The following is a 13,962-nucleotide window of genomic DNA, read 5'->3' as shown; positions in this document are numbered from 1 at the left end:
GGCGTTACAGGACGACCACCGCGCCGATGGCGAGGAGCAGGCTCATGGGCAGGATCAGACGGCACAGGTTCACCGCGATCGCGCACGACCTGGTCAGCCACTTCATGTCCCGACCGGACAGAAGCGGTGCCGCGCGGGCGACGGCACGCCTGGTGAAATGCCCGAGCACCAGCGCGTACGCTGCCGCGGTGAACGCCACCAGAGCCTCCGTGACCACGAGGTTGAGGTTGGGCGAGGTCTGGTTCACCGCCTCCTGAAACGCCTTTCCTTCCCCCGTGACCGCCTGGATGTCCGACAGGGCGATGTTGGCGTTGGAGAGGCTGATCACCAGCAGCACCGTCGAGACGACCGCGGCCAGCACCGTGCACACGGAAAGGATGACCGCCCGCTTCCGCAGCTCGGAGGCATCGGACGGGGCCGCGGCACCGGTCCCGCGGGCGTACGAGGGCTGCCTGGGCGGTTCCTGACGGGGGCGGCCCCCTTGCTTCGGGGTCTCCTTCGGCGGTGTTTCCGGCTGCGCCTTCGGGGGCGGTTCCGAGGTCTGCTTGGGCGGTGTTTCCGGGGGCGTCTCCGAAGGTGCCTCCCGGGGGACTTTCGGGGGCGCCTCGGGGGCAGGCTTCGGGGCGATGTCCGCGCGCACCTCCACCGTGGCCTCGCCGGTCGGCCCCTTCAGGGCCACGCTGCCCTTCAGCGAGCCCGCCCGCCCCGTGTCGACCCACACGTCCAGCCCGGCCGCCGACCGCTCCACCACGATCCGGTCGTCCTCCGCACGTGCCTCGCACTGCCGTGCCAGCGGCGGGCCGGACAGCAGCACCTCCCGATGCGGCCGTTCCGCCCCTTGCACCAGCATGCCGAACTCCAGCCGGGCAGGTTCGGGGCGCAGCGCCACCCCGCGCAGGGCGGCGTTCGCCTCCTCGGCGACCCACTGGATCTCCCGCTGTGACATCTCGGTCAGTGCCTCGTGCGCGCCCGCCGCGATCTCCAGGTGGCCGCTGGTCATGCGGGTGCGGAGCTCCGCGATGGCGCCCCGCCGGCTGAACACGTTCGGGCTCGCGATGGCCTCCCTCAGGTCGTCCGGCAGGGGTGCGGGCTTGATCCGCTTCCGGCCGCTCTGGGCGAGGTACAGATCGCCCTGGAGGTTGACCGTTCTGCTGGGCGTCTGGCGCGGGTTCTCCTGGCGTACGCGGTCGTACACGTACTCGTAGAGCTCGTCGAGCGACACCAGGCCGTCCTCGTCGCGGTCGGCCTCTCCGGTGGTGAGGCCGCGTACCAGCGCACTGGTGAAGACGGACGGCTTTGGAGTGCCGAACTCCCCGCTGAGTTCGGTCCCTTCGAAGGCGTACTCCATGGCACTGGACGCGGTGATCACCGCCCAGCCGCGGCCGCCGCCGAGGTGTGGCCCCGCGAAGGCCTCCAGGACGTGTACGTCCTCGCCGGACCGCATGGTCATGCTGTGCGAGAACGCGCCGCCGTAGCAGCAGTCGAGGAAGAGCACTTTGCTCCCCGCCCGGCTGCCCGTCATACAGCGGCGGACGAACTCGGCTGCCACCGCGGTCGACTTGAGCCGTGCGTGCAGGGTGTCCGCGGCGGCGAAGAAGAGCTCGCCGGACTCGCTCTTCAGCCCGTGGCAGGAGAAGTGCAGGATGAGTGCGTCGTCGTGCTTGCGCTCCTCGAAGAAGTCCTCGATCTTCCGTTCCGTTGCGTGCCGGGGCTCGTTCCGGGACACCTGGACGTCGAAGTTGCCCACCTTGGGATCCGCCAGGACGGCCGCCAGGGCGATCGCGTCCTCGGCGGGGGAGACCAACTGCCGGAGCCCCGGGTCCTCGTAGGCGTCGTTGGCGATGATCAGGGCGTGGCGCGCGTGGGAATCGTTCATCAGGCGGCCTCACGCGGGGCATGCCGGCTGACGAACAAGTCGAACGAACGCTCCAGCTGGGTGGTCGAGGCCTCGGAGATCTCCAGTACGTCGCCGTCCAGCTCCAGCCGGATCGTCGGGTGGCTGCGGCTGCGCCGCCACCAGTCCACGACGGCGGAGAGCACGTCCTTCAGGGCCGTCACCGACGTGCCCAGGCTGACGAGGAGCGTTCCCGCCTCGGACACCACACCACGGGCGCCCGGGGGAGGGACACCGCCCCGGAGGGTCGTTACGTCGTCAACTTCCAGTTGGAGCAGATCCTGTCGCAGAACGCCCGCCAGCCCCTCCAGGCGTTCGGCTTCCGCCCCCTCTTCGGCGATGGATATCTGCAGGGAGCTCACCGGCTCACCCCTCTCGGGGAAGGGGAACGGCGCTGACGTCTCCAGTGTGGTCCCGTGCGGCGGGCCACGGCAACCGAAGCCCCACGGCGACCGAAGCGCCACGGCGACCGAAGCGCCACGGCGACCGAAGCGCCGGGGGCGGCCGGGAGCCGGGTGGCCGCAGGGGCCGGTCAGTCCACCGGCCAGGTGTGGGCCGGGGCGTTGAGGTGCATGTAGTCGATGTACTGCCGGGTCATCCGCCGCAGTGCCTGGTGCCGGTCCGCGTGGGCGATGTCGTGGATGTGGTGGAACACCTCCGACTGCCACACCGCGCCGTTGCGGCCGCTGACGCACCGCTGCTCGATGATCCCCAGCAGCGGCTCCCGCCAGGACGCGTCCATGCCGGACCGCTCCAGCCCCAGGTGCGCCATCGGCAGCAGCCGCCGCAGCACCAGCTCGGTCACCGGGATCTGGCCCATTCCCGGCCAGTACAGCTGCGCGTCGATCCCGTGGCGGGCCGCGGTGTGTAGGTTGTCCTCCGCGGCCGAGAAGGACATCCGCGACCACACCGGCCGGTCCTCGTCGACCAGGGCGCGGGTCAGCCCGTAGTAGAAGGCGCCGTTGGACAGTACGTCGGCCACCGTGGGGCCGGCGGGCAGGACCCGGTTCTCCACCCGCAGGTGCGGGACGCCGTCGACAACGGCGTAGACCGGGCGGTTCCAGCGGTAGACCGTGCCGTTGTGGAGGGTGAGCTCCGCGAGGGACGGGGTCCCGCCCCGGTCCAGCGTCTGCTGCGGGTCCTCCTCGTCACAGAGCGGCAGCAGGGCCGGGAAGTACCGTACGTTCTCCTCGAAGAGGTCGAAGACGCTGTTGATCCACCGTTCGCCGAACCACACCCGGGGCCGTACTCCCTGCACCTTGATCTCGTCCGGACGGGTGTCGGTGGCCTGCTCGAACAGCGGGATGCGGGTCTCGCGCCACAGCTCCTTGCCGAACAGGAACGGGGAGTTCGCCGCCAGGGCCACCTGCACCCCCGCCACCGCCTGGGCGGCGTTCCAGTAGTCCGCGAACTCGTCGGGCGAGACCTGGAGGTGGAACTGGGTGCTGGTGCACGCCGCCTCCGGCGTGATGGTCTCGGCGTACGTCCGCAGCCGCTCGACCCCGTCCACCGAGATCAGCAGGTCCTCGCCGCGCGCGGCGAAGATCTGCTCGTTCAGCAGGTGGTAGCGGGGGTTCTCGGACAGCGCGTGCGGCCCCACGTCCTTCAGGTCCAGCGTCGGCAGGATCCCGATCATGACCAGGTGCGCACCGATCGCGGCGGCCCGCTCCTCGGCGTGGTTGAGCGCGTCCCGGATCTCCTGCTCCCAGGAGTCGGGACCGCCCGCGGTGAGCCGCCGCGGCGCGACGTTGATCTCCAGGTTGAACCGGCCCAGCTCGCTCGACCAGGAGGGGTCCGCGATCGCCTCCAGGACGTCGGTGCTGCGCATGGCGGGCTCGCCCGCGGCGTCGACCAGGTTCAGTTCGATCTCCAGGCCCACCTGCGGCCGCTCGAACTCGAACCGGGACTCCCGCAGCATCCGCGTGAACACGTCCAGGCAGGCGTGCATCTTGTCCCGGAATCGGCGCCGGTCGTCACGGGTGAACACCTGTGCGGGGACGTCGCGACCCATGTCGGCCCTCCCGAGGCTGCCGGTTCGGCCCCCGCCTTCAGCGTCCCACTCCCGCCCCGTCCCGGCCATCGAAGCGCCCCGCGGGCCCGCGGGGCGCTTCGACCGGACGTTCCCCCCGTCAGCCGATCAGGTGCCGACCGCCGCCAGGCTGATCTGGTCGTTGAAGACCACCCACTTCTGCCCCCTGGCCGCGGTGTCGCACGGCTGCGTGCCGACGTTCGGGGTGTTCCACTCGTTGGCGAGACAGTAGGCCGGGGCGAAGTTCAGGGCGATCTGCTGGCCCGAGACGTTCCAGTACTGCCCCTGGTCGCCGGGGTTGCAGGGCTTGGTGGAGACGCTCTGGGTGCCCCAGGCGTTGGCCAGGCAGTAGTTGCGGTCGTTGGTGAGGGCGATCTGGTGGCCCGAGACGGTCCAGTGCTGGCCCCGGTCCGCGGGGTCGCAGGGCTTCGTGGAGACCGTTGCGGTCCCCCAGGTGTTGGCCAGGCAGTACCGGCCGGGCACGGCGGCCCGGGCGGCGTCGGCCGCACCCGCCTCACCGGCCGGCAGGAGCGAGGTGGTCAGGGCCAGCGCGGCGAGGGCGAAGGTCTTGCGGAAGGCGATTCGCATGGTGCGGATTCCGTTCTCGGTGAAGGTCGGGGCACTGCGTGCACGACCGAAATGAGAGGGGTTATTCGGCGCGGATCCGGGCGCAGGGAAATTGATATCAGCGATCACGGGTCAACCGAAATCGTCGCCGTTCCCTTCACTCGAAGCGCGCAGTACCCTGATCGTCGGATGATGCACGGATGCTGCTCCCACCTGGCCTTCGACTCAAATGGAGCCCCTTCGTGCCGGCCCGCGGACACGACCTCGTTGACGCCCCGCAATGCGTCGTGTTCCTCCTGAGGAAACGTTCCTAATCTTCGGTTCTCCGCATTTCTGTGCGGGTGAATGAGTGATATCGAGCCGTTTATCAAGGGAATGAACGGTTCGCCGATCCAGGGCGTGGCCGAAAATCCCCACCCCGTGGTGGCCGGTGGGCCGGGGCGGGACGGACGGCGGGGCCTCCCCCCGGGGGAGAAGTTGAGGAATGTTCACTTTCCATTGACAGCGGGGGCCCCGGGACCCGAAAGTTCCATGAGCCGCAGGCCGGGGAGCGCCTCCCGCACCCGCGCCGGGCATCACCGCTCCCCGACCGAAGCGAGTCCTCATGACAGCGCCCGTACCCCGCTTCCCGGCCGGCTTCCTCTGGGGAGTCTCCGCCTCCGCCTTCCAGATCGAGGGCTCGCCCACGGCCGACGGCCGTGGCCCGTCCTCCTGGGACGCCTTCACCGGGGAGCACGGACGCGTCAAGGACGGCTCGCACGCGGAAGTGGCGACCGACCACTACCGCCGCTACCGGGAGGACGTGGCGCTGATGGCCGAACTCGGCGTGGACGCCTACCGGTTCTCGGTCTCCTGGTCCCGCGTCCTGCCCGACGGGCGGGGTCCGGTCAACCGCCCCGGGCTGGACTTCTACGACCGGCTCGTCGACGAGCTGTGCGCCGCCGGGATCGCCCCGGTGCCCACCCTCTTCCACTGGGACACCCCGCTCGCCCTGGAGGAGCGGGGCGGCTGGCTGGAGCGCGACACCGCCGAGCGGTTCGCCGCGTACGCCGCGGTGGTCGCGGAGCGCCTCGCCGACCGCGTGCCCATGTGGATCACCATCAACGAGCCCGCCGAGGTCACCCTCCTCGGATACGGTCTGGGCGAGCACGCCCCCGGCCGGCAGCTCGTCTTCGACGCCCTGCCCGCCGCCCACCACCAGCTCCTGGGGCACGGGTTGGGCGTACAGGCCCTGCGCGCGGCCGGTGCGCGCCGGATCGGCATAGCCGCCTCGCACAGCCCCGTCTGGACGGCCGGCGAGAGTGACGAAGACCGGGCCGCCGCCGAGTTGTACGACACGCTCACCAACCGCCTCTTCGCAGACCCGATCCTGACCGGCGCCTACCCGGACGGCCTGGACTCCCTCCTGCCCGGCCCCGTGGCCGAGGACCTCAGGACGATCTCGGCCCCACTGGACTGGTACGGGGTCAACTACTACAACCCGATGCTCGTCGGCGCGCCGACCCCGGCCGGCACCTCCGCCTTCGGCGGCATCGAGATCCCCTCCGGACTCCCCTTCGCCCTCCGGGAGATCGAGGGGTACGCACGCACCGACTTCGACTGGCCGGTGGTTCCGGACGGGCTGCGCGAGCTGCTCGCCACCCTGCGCGAACGCTACGGCGACCGGCTGCCGCCGCTGTACATCACGGAGAACGGCTGCTCGTACGGCGACGGGCCGGACCCGGGCACCGGCAAGGTCCAGGACGCGCGCCGGATCGCCTACCACGACGGCCACCTGCGCGCCCTGCACCGGGCGATGGCCGAAGGGGCCGACGTACGCGGCTACTTCATCTGGTCGATCCTCGACAACTTCGAATGGGCGGAGGGCTACCGACAGCGGTTCGGGCTCGTGCACGTCGACTACGAGACACTGGCGCGGACGCCCAAGGAGTCGTACGCCTGGTACCGCGACCTGATCAAGAGCGGCAGATGACCGCGGGGCCGGAGGCCGCGGAACCTGCGGGCCCCGACGAACCCGCCGCGCCTGCCGAACCCGCGGAGACGGGCACTGCGCCCGGCGGCCGCTGGGTGAGCGCGCTGTCCCTCGCCAACATCGGCGTGTGGGTCGGCTGGTTCGGCCCGCTGCAACTGCTCCTGGCGCGCCAGGCCGAGCAACTCGCCCCCGGACACAAGGCATCCACCCTCGCCCTGGTGACGGGACTGGGAGCAGCCGTCTCGATGGTCGCCAACCCCGTCTGCGGGGCGCTGTCCGACCGTACGACGGCGCGCGCGGGCCGGCGGATCCCCTGGGTGGTCGCCGGGGTGGCGGGCGGGGCCGCCGGCCTGCTGCTCCTCTCCCGGGCGGCGAGCGTCACCGCCGTGATCGCGGGCTGGTGCCTGGTCCAGCTCGGTCTCAACGCGGCCTACGCCGCACTCACCGCCGCCGTCCCCGACCAGGTCCCGCCCCGGCAGCGCGGCCTGGTCGGCGGCTGGCTCGGCGTCTCCCAGGTCGTCGGCATCCTGGCCGGCACGGCGCTGGCCACGGTCGCGGGCGGGATCACCGCCGGCTACCTGGCCTGCGCGGGATTCACGGTGCTCGCGGCCGTGCCCTACGTATGGATGCGGCGCGACTCGGCGCTCGCCCCCGCCGACCGGCCGGCCTTCCGGTGGCGGACCTTCCTCACCGGCTTCCGGATCGACCCCCGCCGCCACCCGGACTTCGGCTGGGCCTGGCTCACCCGCTTCCTGATGAACCTGTCGTACTCCATCAGCACGATGTACCTGCTCTACTACCTGACCGACGCGGTGGGCTACGGCGGCGACCCGGACACCGGCGTACTGGTCCTCACGGCGCTCAACGCGCTCACCCTGCTCTCCACGGTGGTGATCAGCGGCATCCGCTCGGACCGCAGCGGCCGCCGCAAGTCCTACGTCATCCGGTCGGGGCTGGTCATCGCCGCGGCCACCCTGCTGCTCGCCGTCCGGCAGACCTGGACCGGCGCGGTCGTCGCCTCGCTCGTGCTCGGCCTCGGCTTCGGCGTCTACACGGCGGTCGACTTCGCCCTGCTCACGGACGTGCTGCCGAGTGCGGAGGACCGGGGCAGGGACCTGGGCGTGATCAACATCGCCAGTGCGCTGCCCCAGGTCCTGGCCCCGGTGGTCGCGGCCCCGGTCGTCACCCACCTCGGCGGATACACCGCCCTCTACGCCCTCGCGGCCGGCCTGGCCCTCGCGGGCTCGATCCTGGTGCGCCGCATCCGCTCGGTGCCCTGACCGGCCCCCTTGCAGCACGTCGCCCATCCCGCGTCGGTGATACCTCCCCGAAACCCTCCGATCCGTAGCGTCCGGTCAAGAGTCCCGGCTCCGTCCCCGCACGGTCGCGGACGGAGCCGCCGGGAACACCTCGACGAGAGACGGAGATTGACATGCAAGGTGCCTCTGGCCGCGGTCGCCCGAACAGCACGAGCACCGGTCGGTCGCGGCGGGCCCGGAAGCTGATGGCCTCCATGGCCGGGGTGACGGCCGTCATGCTGTTCGCGGTCGCGTGCGAAGGATCCGGCGGCGATGGTGACGCGGCCGCTCCGGGCGCCTCGAAGGGGGCGGCTTCGGGCGACAGGAAGAGCACGCTCGCGTACGCCAAGTGCATGCGCGAGAACGGAGTTGCCAACTTCCCCGATCCCAACGCCCAGGGCCTGCTCGACATCGACGCCTCCGTCGACATGAAGTCCTCACAGGCCGAGGCCGCGGACAAGAAGTGCAGGGAACTGCTGCCCGCGGTCAACGCCACCCCGCCCGCCGGGGTGCAGGAGGCCTCCCTGGCGTACTCCAAGTGCATGCGGGAGAACGGGGTCCCGAAGTTCCCCGACCCCAATGCCGAGGGCGGGCTCGACATCAACGGCGAAACGCTGGGCGTCGACCCTCAGGGCCCGGCCTTCAAGGCGGCCGACAAGACGTGCCAGCCGATCCTGGAGAAGATCGCCGGCGGCCCCAAGCAGTTCCAGTCCGGGGGACCCGGGCCGGCGCCGCAGTAGACGGCCCGCCCCGGCGACGGCCCGCCCGGCATGACGCCACGCCGTCAGTGCACCGACAGGGGCGGCCGACGCCGGGCGGCCGGTGCGGAGTCGCTCGTGGTGGGGAAGGTGACGGTGACGCTCAGGCCGCCCCCGGGCCTCGTGGAGGTGGTGAGGCCGGCATCGTGGGCGTCGGCGATGGCCTGCACGATGGACAGGCCGAGCCCGAGGCCTTCGGTCCGTGCGACCCGGGTGGCGCCGAGCCGCTGGAACGGCTGGAAGAGCCGGCCGACGGCCTCCGGAGGCACCGGGGGACCGGTGTTGGTGACGGTGAGGACGGCGTGACCGTCCACGGTCCCGGTGGTGACCCGTACCTCGCCGTGCGGGGAGTTGTGCCGCAGCGCGTTGTCCACGAGGTTGACGACGAGGCGTTCGGCGAGCGGCCGGTGCCCCGGCGCCACGGCCGTCGCGTACGACGTGTGGACCGTCACGGTCCGCAGGTCAGCCTCGTCGGCCCGCGCCTCGACGACCTCCCGGACGATCCCCGTCAGGTCGAAGGGCCGGCGGACCTCGATGCCCGCGTGGCCGCGGGCCAGCATGAGGAGCGCCTCGATCAGCCGCTCCTGCCGGGCGCCCGCGGCGAGGATGCGCTCGTGGGCCTGCCGCAGGGACTCGACGGTCGCCCCCGGGTCGGACAGCGCGACCTGGCCGAGGGCCCGCTGCCTGGCCAGCGGCGTACGCAGTTCATGGGAGGCGTTGGCGACGAACTGGCGGTGGGCCTCGAAGGAGGTCTCCAGCCGGCTCAACAGGCCGTCGAAGGTGTCGCCGAGTTCCTTGAGTTCGTCCGAGGGCCCGTCGAGGGCCAGTCGCTGGTGCAGGCTGGTCGCCGAGATCTCCTGCACCGTGGTGGTGATCGTCCGCAGCGGACGCAGCATGCGTCCGGCGACCATCCAGCCCAGCACGATGGAGACCGCCAGCATGAGGGCCAGCGCGATCCCGGACTGGACGAGCAGCTGGTGCATGACGTCGGCGATCTGACCGGCCATGGCGTCCTGGGCCTGGTCCGAGAGCGTCTTCAGGTCGTCCTGTCTGCTCCGGGGCGGCTGCGCGGGGATGACGCCGGGCTCCCTGCCCGGTCCGCTGACCGACAGCTCGAGCGGCTGCCCGGCGATGGCCCGGTGCACCAGGACGTAGGTGACGCCCAGCAGGGCGGCTCCGGACAGGACGAAGAGCCCCCCGTACAGCAGGGTCATCCGCAGGCGCACGGTGCGGCGGGGGAGGCGCCGGCGGGCCCCGTGCCCCGCGAGACGGGCGATGGCAGGCATGGGCTCCTCAGATCCGGTAGCCGCGCTTGGCGACGGTCTCGATGACCGGGGGGTTCCCGAGCTTGGCCCGCAACCGGCTGACCGTGATCTTCACGGCGCTGGTGAAGGGGTCCGCGGCATCGTCCCAGACCCGTTCCAGGAGTTCCTCGGCCGCAACGGCGCGGCCCCCGGAGGCCAGCAGCACCTCCAGGACACCGAACTCCTTGGGCGCGAGCTCCAGTGGCCGTCCTCCCCGGCGGGCGCGGCGACGGGCGGTGTCCACGACGAGGTCCCCGTGCCGGAGGACGGGCGGCACGGCGGGATGCGCCCGGCGTGCCAGAGCGCCGATCCGGGCGATCAGCACCGGGAAGTCGAACGGCTTGGGGAGGTAGTCGTCGGCGCCCAGACCGAGTCCGTCGACGAGGTCCTCCGCGGTCGCCGCGGCGGTCAGCATCAGGACCCGGCTCCGGTTGCCGGCCGCGATCAGCTCCGCGCACACGGCGTCACCGTGCATGCCGGGCAGGTCCCGGTCGAGCACGATCACGTCGTAGTCGTTGCACAGCGCGCGTTCGAGACCACCGGGCCCGTCCAGCGCCACGTCGACGGCCATCTGCGCGCGGCGCAGACCGACGGCCACCGTTTGGGCCATTTCCTCGTCGTCCTCCACCACGAGCACCCGCACCTGTCGCCCTCTCTCCGCCGGCACATCGGACACGCCCATCCAGGAGCGAGCTTCCAGGATGTTCTACCAGCGGTTTCCGCACGGTTTCGCCCGGAAGCCTGCCTTCCGGGTCGGTCGGAGGTGCGAAACGCTGCCGAAACCGCCGCCGCCGTAGGAAGGAGCCTGCCGGGAATCCAGCGAGCAATGGAGAGTCGAATGGCTGTCATCGCCAACAGCGCGGCCGATCGGAACGAGGCCGGGAAACGGCCGATGCGCCGGTGCGGCGCCAGGGGCGCCCTGCCGGCGGACATCGGCCCCGGGCCGTCGGAATGCGGACGCGACGGTCTTGTCGAGCGCCCCGGGAGCGGTTCGTGACTGCCCCACAGGTCCCTTCGGTGCATGCGGACGCCCTGGGCCCGCCGAGTGACCGGGAGGCGCGCCCCCGCCGGCCGCGCCGCCGCGTCAGGGCGGCCGCGGTCGTGGTGGCCCTGGTCGCCGCGGGCGGAGCGGCGGGGATCGCCGCCGCCGATCCGTTCGACGCCGGGACGAAGGACGACGCCGCCACCGCGAGTGCCGCTTCCGCGACCTCCCTCGCGAAGGTGACCCGGGGCACGGTCTCCGCGCGGACCCGGCAGAACGGGACACTGGGGTACGCGGGCGACCATCCGGTGATCAACAACGCCCACGGTACGGTGACGAGGCTGCCCGCCACCGGCGAGGCGATCGGTCAGGGCAAGGCCCTGTACTGGGTGAACGGCAAGCCGGTGATCCTGCTGAACGGATCCGTTCCGCTGTACCGGGATCTGTCCCGCGGTATGGAGGGCGCGGACGTCCGGCAGCTGAACGCCGCCCTCGTCGCCCTCGGTCACGCCACCGAGGACGAACTCGATCCGACGTCGGACTACTTCAGCCGGGCGACCCGCCGGGCGCTCATGGAACTCCAGGACGACGTCGGCCTCAAGGAGACCGGCCGGCTGACGACCGCGGAAGCGGTGTTCCTGCCGGTGGACGCGCTCAGGGTCACCAAGGTCGAAGGGATGGTCGGCGGCGCCGCGGGAAGCGGCGGGGTGCTGCTGAGGGGCTCCTCGACCAAGCGCCGGGTCACCGTCGCGCTCAACGCGGGCCGGCAGGCTTCCGTGAAGGCCGGCGACAAGGTGCTGATCACCCTGCCCAACGGCAAGAGCACCGAAGGGGTGGTCTCGTCCGTCGGCAAGGTGGCGACCAGGACGGACCAGAGCATGACCGTCGAAGTCCTGATCGAACCGCTGGACGCGAAGGCGACCGGCGAACTCGACCAGGCGCCGGTACAGGTCGCGATCGTGTCCGAGACCGTGAACGACGTGCTGTCGGTGCCGGTGGACTCGCTGCTGGCACGCCCGGGCGGCGGGTACGCGGTCGAGGTCGTCGACGAGGACGGCAAGCACACCCTCGTCCCGGTGACCACGGGACTCTTCGACGACAGTGCCGGCACCGTGCAGGTCACCGGCGAGGCTCTGCGCGCCGGTCAGAACGTGGTGGTGCCGGGCTCATGAACAGAGTGGAGACGGAAGCGCGCGTGGGCGGAACAAGAGAGGCCGGTGAGCCGGTCCTCCAGTTGCACGAGGTGTCCAAGGTGTATCCCGGCGCGTCGCCGGTGGTGGCGCTGGACAGGGCAGGCTTCACCATCCACCGCGGCGAACTGGTCGCCATCGTAGGCCCGTCGGGTTCGGGGAAGTCGACCCTGCTGCAGGTCATGGGCAGCCTCGACCGCCCCACTTCGGGAACGGTCCGGATCGTCGGTGACGACGTCGCCGCAATGTCGGACCGCGACCTGGCGGGACTGCGGGCGACCCGGATCGGGTTCGTGTTCCAGCAGTTCTTCCTGGCCCGGCACGCCACCGCCCTGGAGAACGTCGCCGACGGAATGCTGTACTCGGGCGCCAGGCACGGCGAGCGGCTGGAGGCGGCGGCCGCGGCGCTGCGCCGGGTCGGGCTCGCCCACCGGGCCGATCACCGCCCGCCGGAACTGTCCGGAGGCGAACGCCAGCGGGTCGCGATCGCCCGGGCGCTGGCCGGCAACCCGGCGATCGTGCTGGCCGACGAGCCGACCGGAAACCTGGACAGCGTCAACGGGGCCGCCATCTTCAAGCTGTTGAAAGAGCTCAACGCCGAAGGCACCACCATCGTGGTGATCACCCACGACCGGGAGCTGGCCGCGCAGATGCCTCGCCGCATCGAGGTCCTCGACGGTCACATCGTCGCCGACCTCAGTTCGGACGGCCGGCCCACGACCACGGAAAGGCACCTGCCATGACCACCACGACGGCTACCCCTCCCGGCCGGCTGCGTCCGGGCGACCTGGCCCGAACTGCCGGTGTCGGGCTGCGGACGAGGCGGATGCGGGCAGCCCTGTCGGCCCTGGGCATCGCCATCGGAGTCGCCGCCATGGTGGCCGTGATGGGGCTCTCGGCCTCCTCGCAGGCCGGACTGCTGGCCGAGATCGACAAGCTGGGCACCAACCTGCTCACCGTCACCCCGGGCCGCGTCCTCGGTGGCGGGACCGCGAAACTGCCCGTCGACGCACCGGCGATGATAGGCCGGGTCACACACGTGGAATCCGTCCAGAGCACCGGCAAGACCGATGCCAACGCGTTCCGCAACCCGCACATCCCCGGCATCAACACCAACGGCATCTCCGTGAACGCCACCAGCCTGGACCTGCCCGATGCGGTGCGCACGTCGGTCGCCGAGGGCACGTACCTCAACGCGGCCACGGCCGAGCAGCCGGTCGCCGTACTCGGTTCGGCGGCCGCCGGCCGCCTCGGCATAGACCGCATCCACCCGGGCACGCGGATTTGGGTCGGCGGGCAGTGGTTCCACGTCACGGGGATCCTCAACCCCGCGACCCTGGCACCCGAGATCAACTCCTCGGTGCTGGTCGGCTTCCCGGCCGCGCAGAAGTACCTGGACTTCGACGGCCACCCGTCCATGGTCTACGTACGGGCCGACACCGACCACGTCGCCGAGGTCCGGGCCCTGCTGGCCGCGACGGCCAACCCGGCGAGCGCCGATGAGGTCGCCGTCAGCCGGCCCTCGGCCGCTCTGGAGGCCAGGGCCGCGACGCAGTCCGCGCTGGGCGGCCTCTTCCTGGGCCTCGGGGCGGTGGCCCTGCTCGTGGGCGGCATCGGCGTGGCCAACACCATGGTCATCTCCGTCCTCGAACGCCGTTCCGAGATCGGTCTGCGACGGGCCCTCGGGGCGACCAAGGGGAACATCCGTCTGCAGTTCCTGTGCGAGGCGATCCTGCTCGCCGCACTCGGTGGCGTGGCCGGAGTGGCGCTGGGCACCGTCGCCACCGCCGTCTACGCCCATGTCAAGGGCTGGGCGACCGTCGTTCCGGCACTCGCCTGGGGAGGCGGACTCGGTGCGGCCGTCGCGATCGGCGCGGTCGCCGGACTGCTCCCCGCATTGCGCGCGGCCCGGATGCAGCCCACCGAAGCGCTGCGCACCGCATAGGGAACCCGCCGGGAGCCGCCGAT

General features: G+C 71.6%; 12 protein-coding genes. 6 read left to right on the top strand and 6 right to left on the bottom strand.

Annotated elements, in window-relative coordinates:
- Window positions 1-4: 4 nt before the first annotated feature.
- From AB0O36_RS06720 to AB0O36_RS06705, 4 genes are all read right to left on the bottom strand, one after another.
- Entirely contained in the window at window positions 5-1,876 is a 1,872-nt protein-coding gene (locus AB0O36_RS06720; protein ID WP_365105052.1) for a caspase family protein, read from the bottom strand.
- A complete protein-coding gene (locus tag AB0O36_RS06715; RefSeq protein ID WP_365105050.1) occupies window positions 1,876-2,256 on the bottom strand; it encodes a hypothetical protein in 381 nt (126 codons plus the stop codon). Before AB0O36_RS06715 ends, AB0O36_RS06720 begins: the two co-directional genes overlap by 1 nt.
- Window positions 2,257-2,426: 170 nt before the next feature.
- Window positions 2,427-3,905 carry a glutamate--cysteine ligase gene (locus AB0O36_RS06710; RefSeq protein WP_365105047.1) on the bottom strand — a complete coding sequence of 493 codons (1,479 nt, stop codon included), beginning with the start codon at window positions 3,903-3,905 and terminating at the stop codon, window positions 2,427-2,429.
- A 126-nt stretch (window positions 3,906-4,031) separates the two neighbouring features.
- Window positions 4,032-4,511, bottom strand: coding sequence for a ricin-type beta-trefoil lectin domain protein (locus tag AB0O36_RS06705; RefSeq protein WP_365105045.1), 480 nt, complete (start codon window positions 4,509-4,511; stop codon window positions 4,032-4,034).
- A 583-nt stretch (window positions 4,512-5,094) separates the two neighbouring features.
- Between AB0O36_RS06705 and AB0O36_RS06700 the strand changes: the two genes are divergently transcribed.
- From AB0O36_RS06700 to AB0O36_RS06690, 3 genes are all read left to right on the top strand, one after another.
- Window positions 5,095-6,462: a GH1 family beta-glucosidase gene (locus AB0O36_RS06700; RefSeq protein ID WP_365105042.1), complete on the top strand. Its 1,368-nt coding sequence runs from the start codon at window positions 5,095-5,097 to the stop codon at window positions 6,460-6,462.
- Window positions 6,459-7,742, top strand: coding sequence for an MFS transporter (locus AB0O36_RS06695; RefSeq protein WP_365105039.1), 1,284 nt, complete (start codon window positions 6,459-6,461; stop codon window positions 7,740-7,742). The genes AB0O36_RS06700 and AB0O36_RS06695 overlap by 4 nt, the downstream gene beginning before the upstream one ends.
- Before the next feature lie 152 nt (window positions 7,743-7,894).
- Entirely contained in the window at window positions 7,895-8,500 is a 606-nt protein-coding gene (locus tag AB0O36_RS06690; protein ID WP_365105037.1) for a hypothetical protein, read from the top strand.
- A 44-nt stretch (window positions 8,501-8,544) separates the two neighbouring features.
- On the opposite strand, the gene AB0O36_RS06685 is transcribed toward AB0O36_RS06690, so the two are convergent.
- Both AB0O36_RS06685 and AB0O36_RS06680 read right to left on the bottom strand, forming a co-directional pair.
- Entirely contained in the window at window positions 8,545-9,804 is a 1,260-nt protein-coding gene (locus AB0O36_RS06685) for a HAMP domain-containing sensor histidine kinase (protein ID WP_365105034.1), read from the bottom strand.
- 7 nt (window positions 9,805-9,811) lie between these two features.
- Entirely contained in the window at window positions 9,812-10,465 is a 654-nt protein-coding gene (locus AB0O36_RS06680) for a response regulator transcription factor (RefSeq protein WP_365105031.1), read from the bottom strand.
- Between the two features lie 350 nt (window positions 10,466-10,815).
- On the opposite strand from AB0O36_RS06680, the gene AB0O36_RS06675 reads away from it, so the two are divergent.
- The 3 genes from AB0O36_RS06675 to AB0O36_RS06665 are packed head-to-tail and all read left to right on the top strand — an operon-like array spanning window position 10,816 to window position 13,939.
- Window positions 10,816-11,976 carry a peptidoglycan-binding protein gene (locus tag AB0O36_RS06675; protein ID WP_365105028.1) on the top strand — a complete coding sequence of 387 codons (1,161 nt, stop codon included), beginning with the start codon at window positions 10,816-10,818 and terminating at the stop codon, window positions 11,974-11,976.
- A 23-nt stretch (window positions 11,977-11,999) separates the two neighbouring features.
- Window positions 12,000-12,737 carry an ABC transporter ATP-binding protein gene (locus AB0O36_RS06670; RefSeq protein WP_365105026.1) on the top strand — a complete coding sequence of 246 codons (738 nt, stop codon included), beginning with the start codon at window positions 12,000-12,002 and terminating at the stop codon, window positions 12,735-12,737.
- Window positions 12,734-13,939 carry an ABC transporter permease gene (locus tag AB0O36_RS06665; protein ID WP_365105023.1) on the top strand — a complete coding sequence of 402 codons (1,206 nt, stop codon included), beginning with the start codon at window positions 12,734-12,736 and terminating at the stop codon, window positions 13,937-13,939. The genes AB0O36_RS06670 and AB0O36_RS06665 overlap by 4 nt, the downstream gene beginning before the upstream one ends.
- Window positions 13,940-13,962: the final 23 nt, after the last annotated feature.

The organism is Streptomyces sp. NPDC089799 (genome assembly GCF_040684755.1).
GTDB lineage: Bacteria > Actinomycetota > Actinomycetes > Streptomycetales > Streptomycetaceae > Streptomyces.
This window is presented reverse-complemented; position numbering and strand designations above follow the sequence as displayed.

Bases quoted from the DNA above. Each gene is read 5' to 3' on its own strand.
- AB0O36_RS06720 (WP_365105052.1), bottom strand. From the start codon at position 1,876: ATGAACGATTCCCACGCGCGCCACGCCCTGATCATCGCCAACGACGCC.
- AB0O36_RS06710 (WP_365105047.1), bottom strand. From the start codon at position 3,905: ATGGGTCGCGACGTCCCCGCACAGGTGTTCACCCGTGACGACCGGCGC.
- AB0O36_RS06705 (WP_365105045.1), bottom strand. From the start codon at position 4,511: ATGCGAATCGCCTTCCGCAAGACCTTCGCCCTCGCCGCGCTGGCCCTG.
- AB0O36_RS06700 (WP_365105042.1), top strand. From the start codon at position 5,095: ATGACAGCGCCCGTACCCCGCTTCCCGGCCGGCTTCCTCTGGGGAGTC.
- AB0O36_RS06695 (WP_365105039.1), top strand. From the start codon at position 6,459: ATGACCGCGGGGCCGGAGGCCGCGGAACCTGCGGGCCCCGACGAACCC.
- AB0O36_RS06690 (WP_365105037.1), top strand. From the start codon at position 7,895: ATGCAAGGTGCCTCTGGCCGCGGTCGCCCGAACAGCACGAGCACCGGT.
- AB0O36_RS06685 (WP_365105034.1), bottom strand. From the start codon at position 9,804: ATGCCTGCCATCGCCCGTCTCGCGGGGCACGGGGCCCGCCGGCGCCTC.
- AB0O36_RS06665 (WP_365105023.1), top strand. From the start codon at position 12,734: ATGACCACCACGACGGCTACCCCTCCCGGCCGGCTGCGTCCGGGCGAC.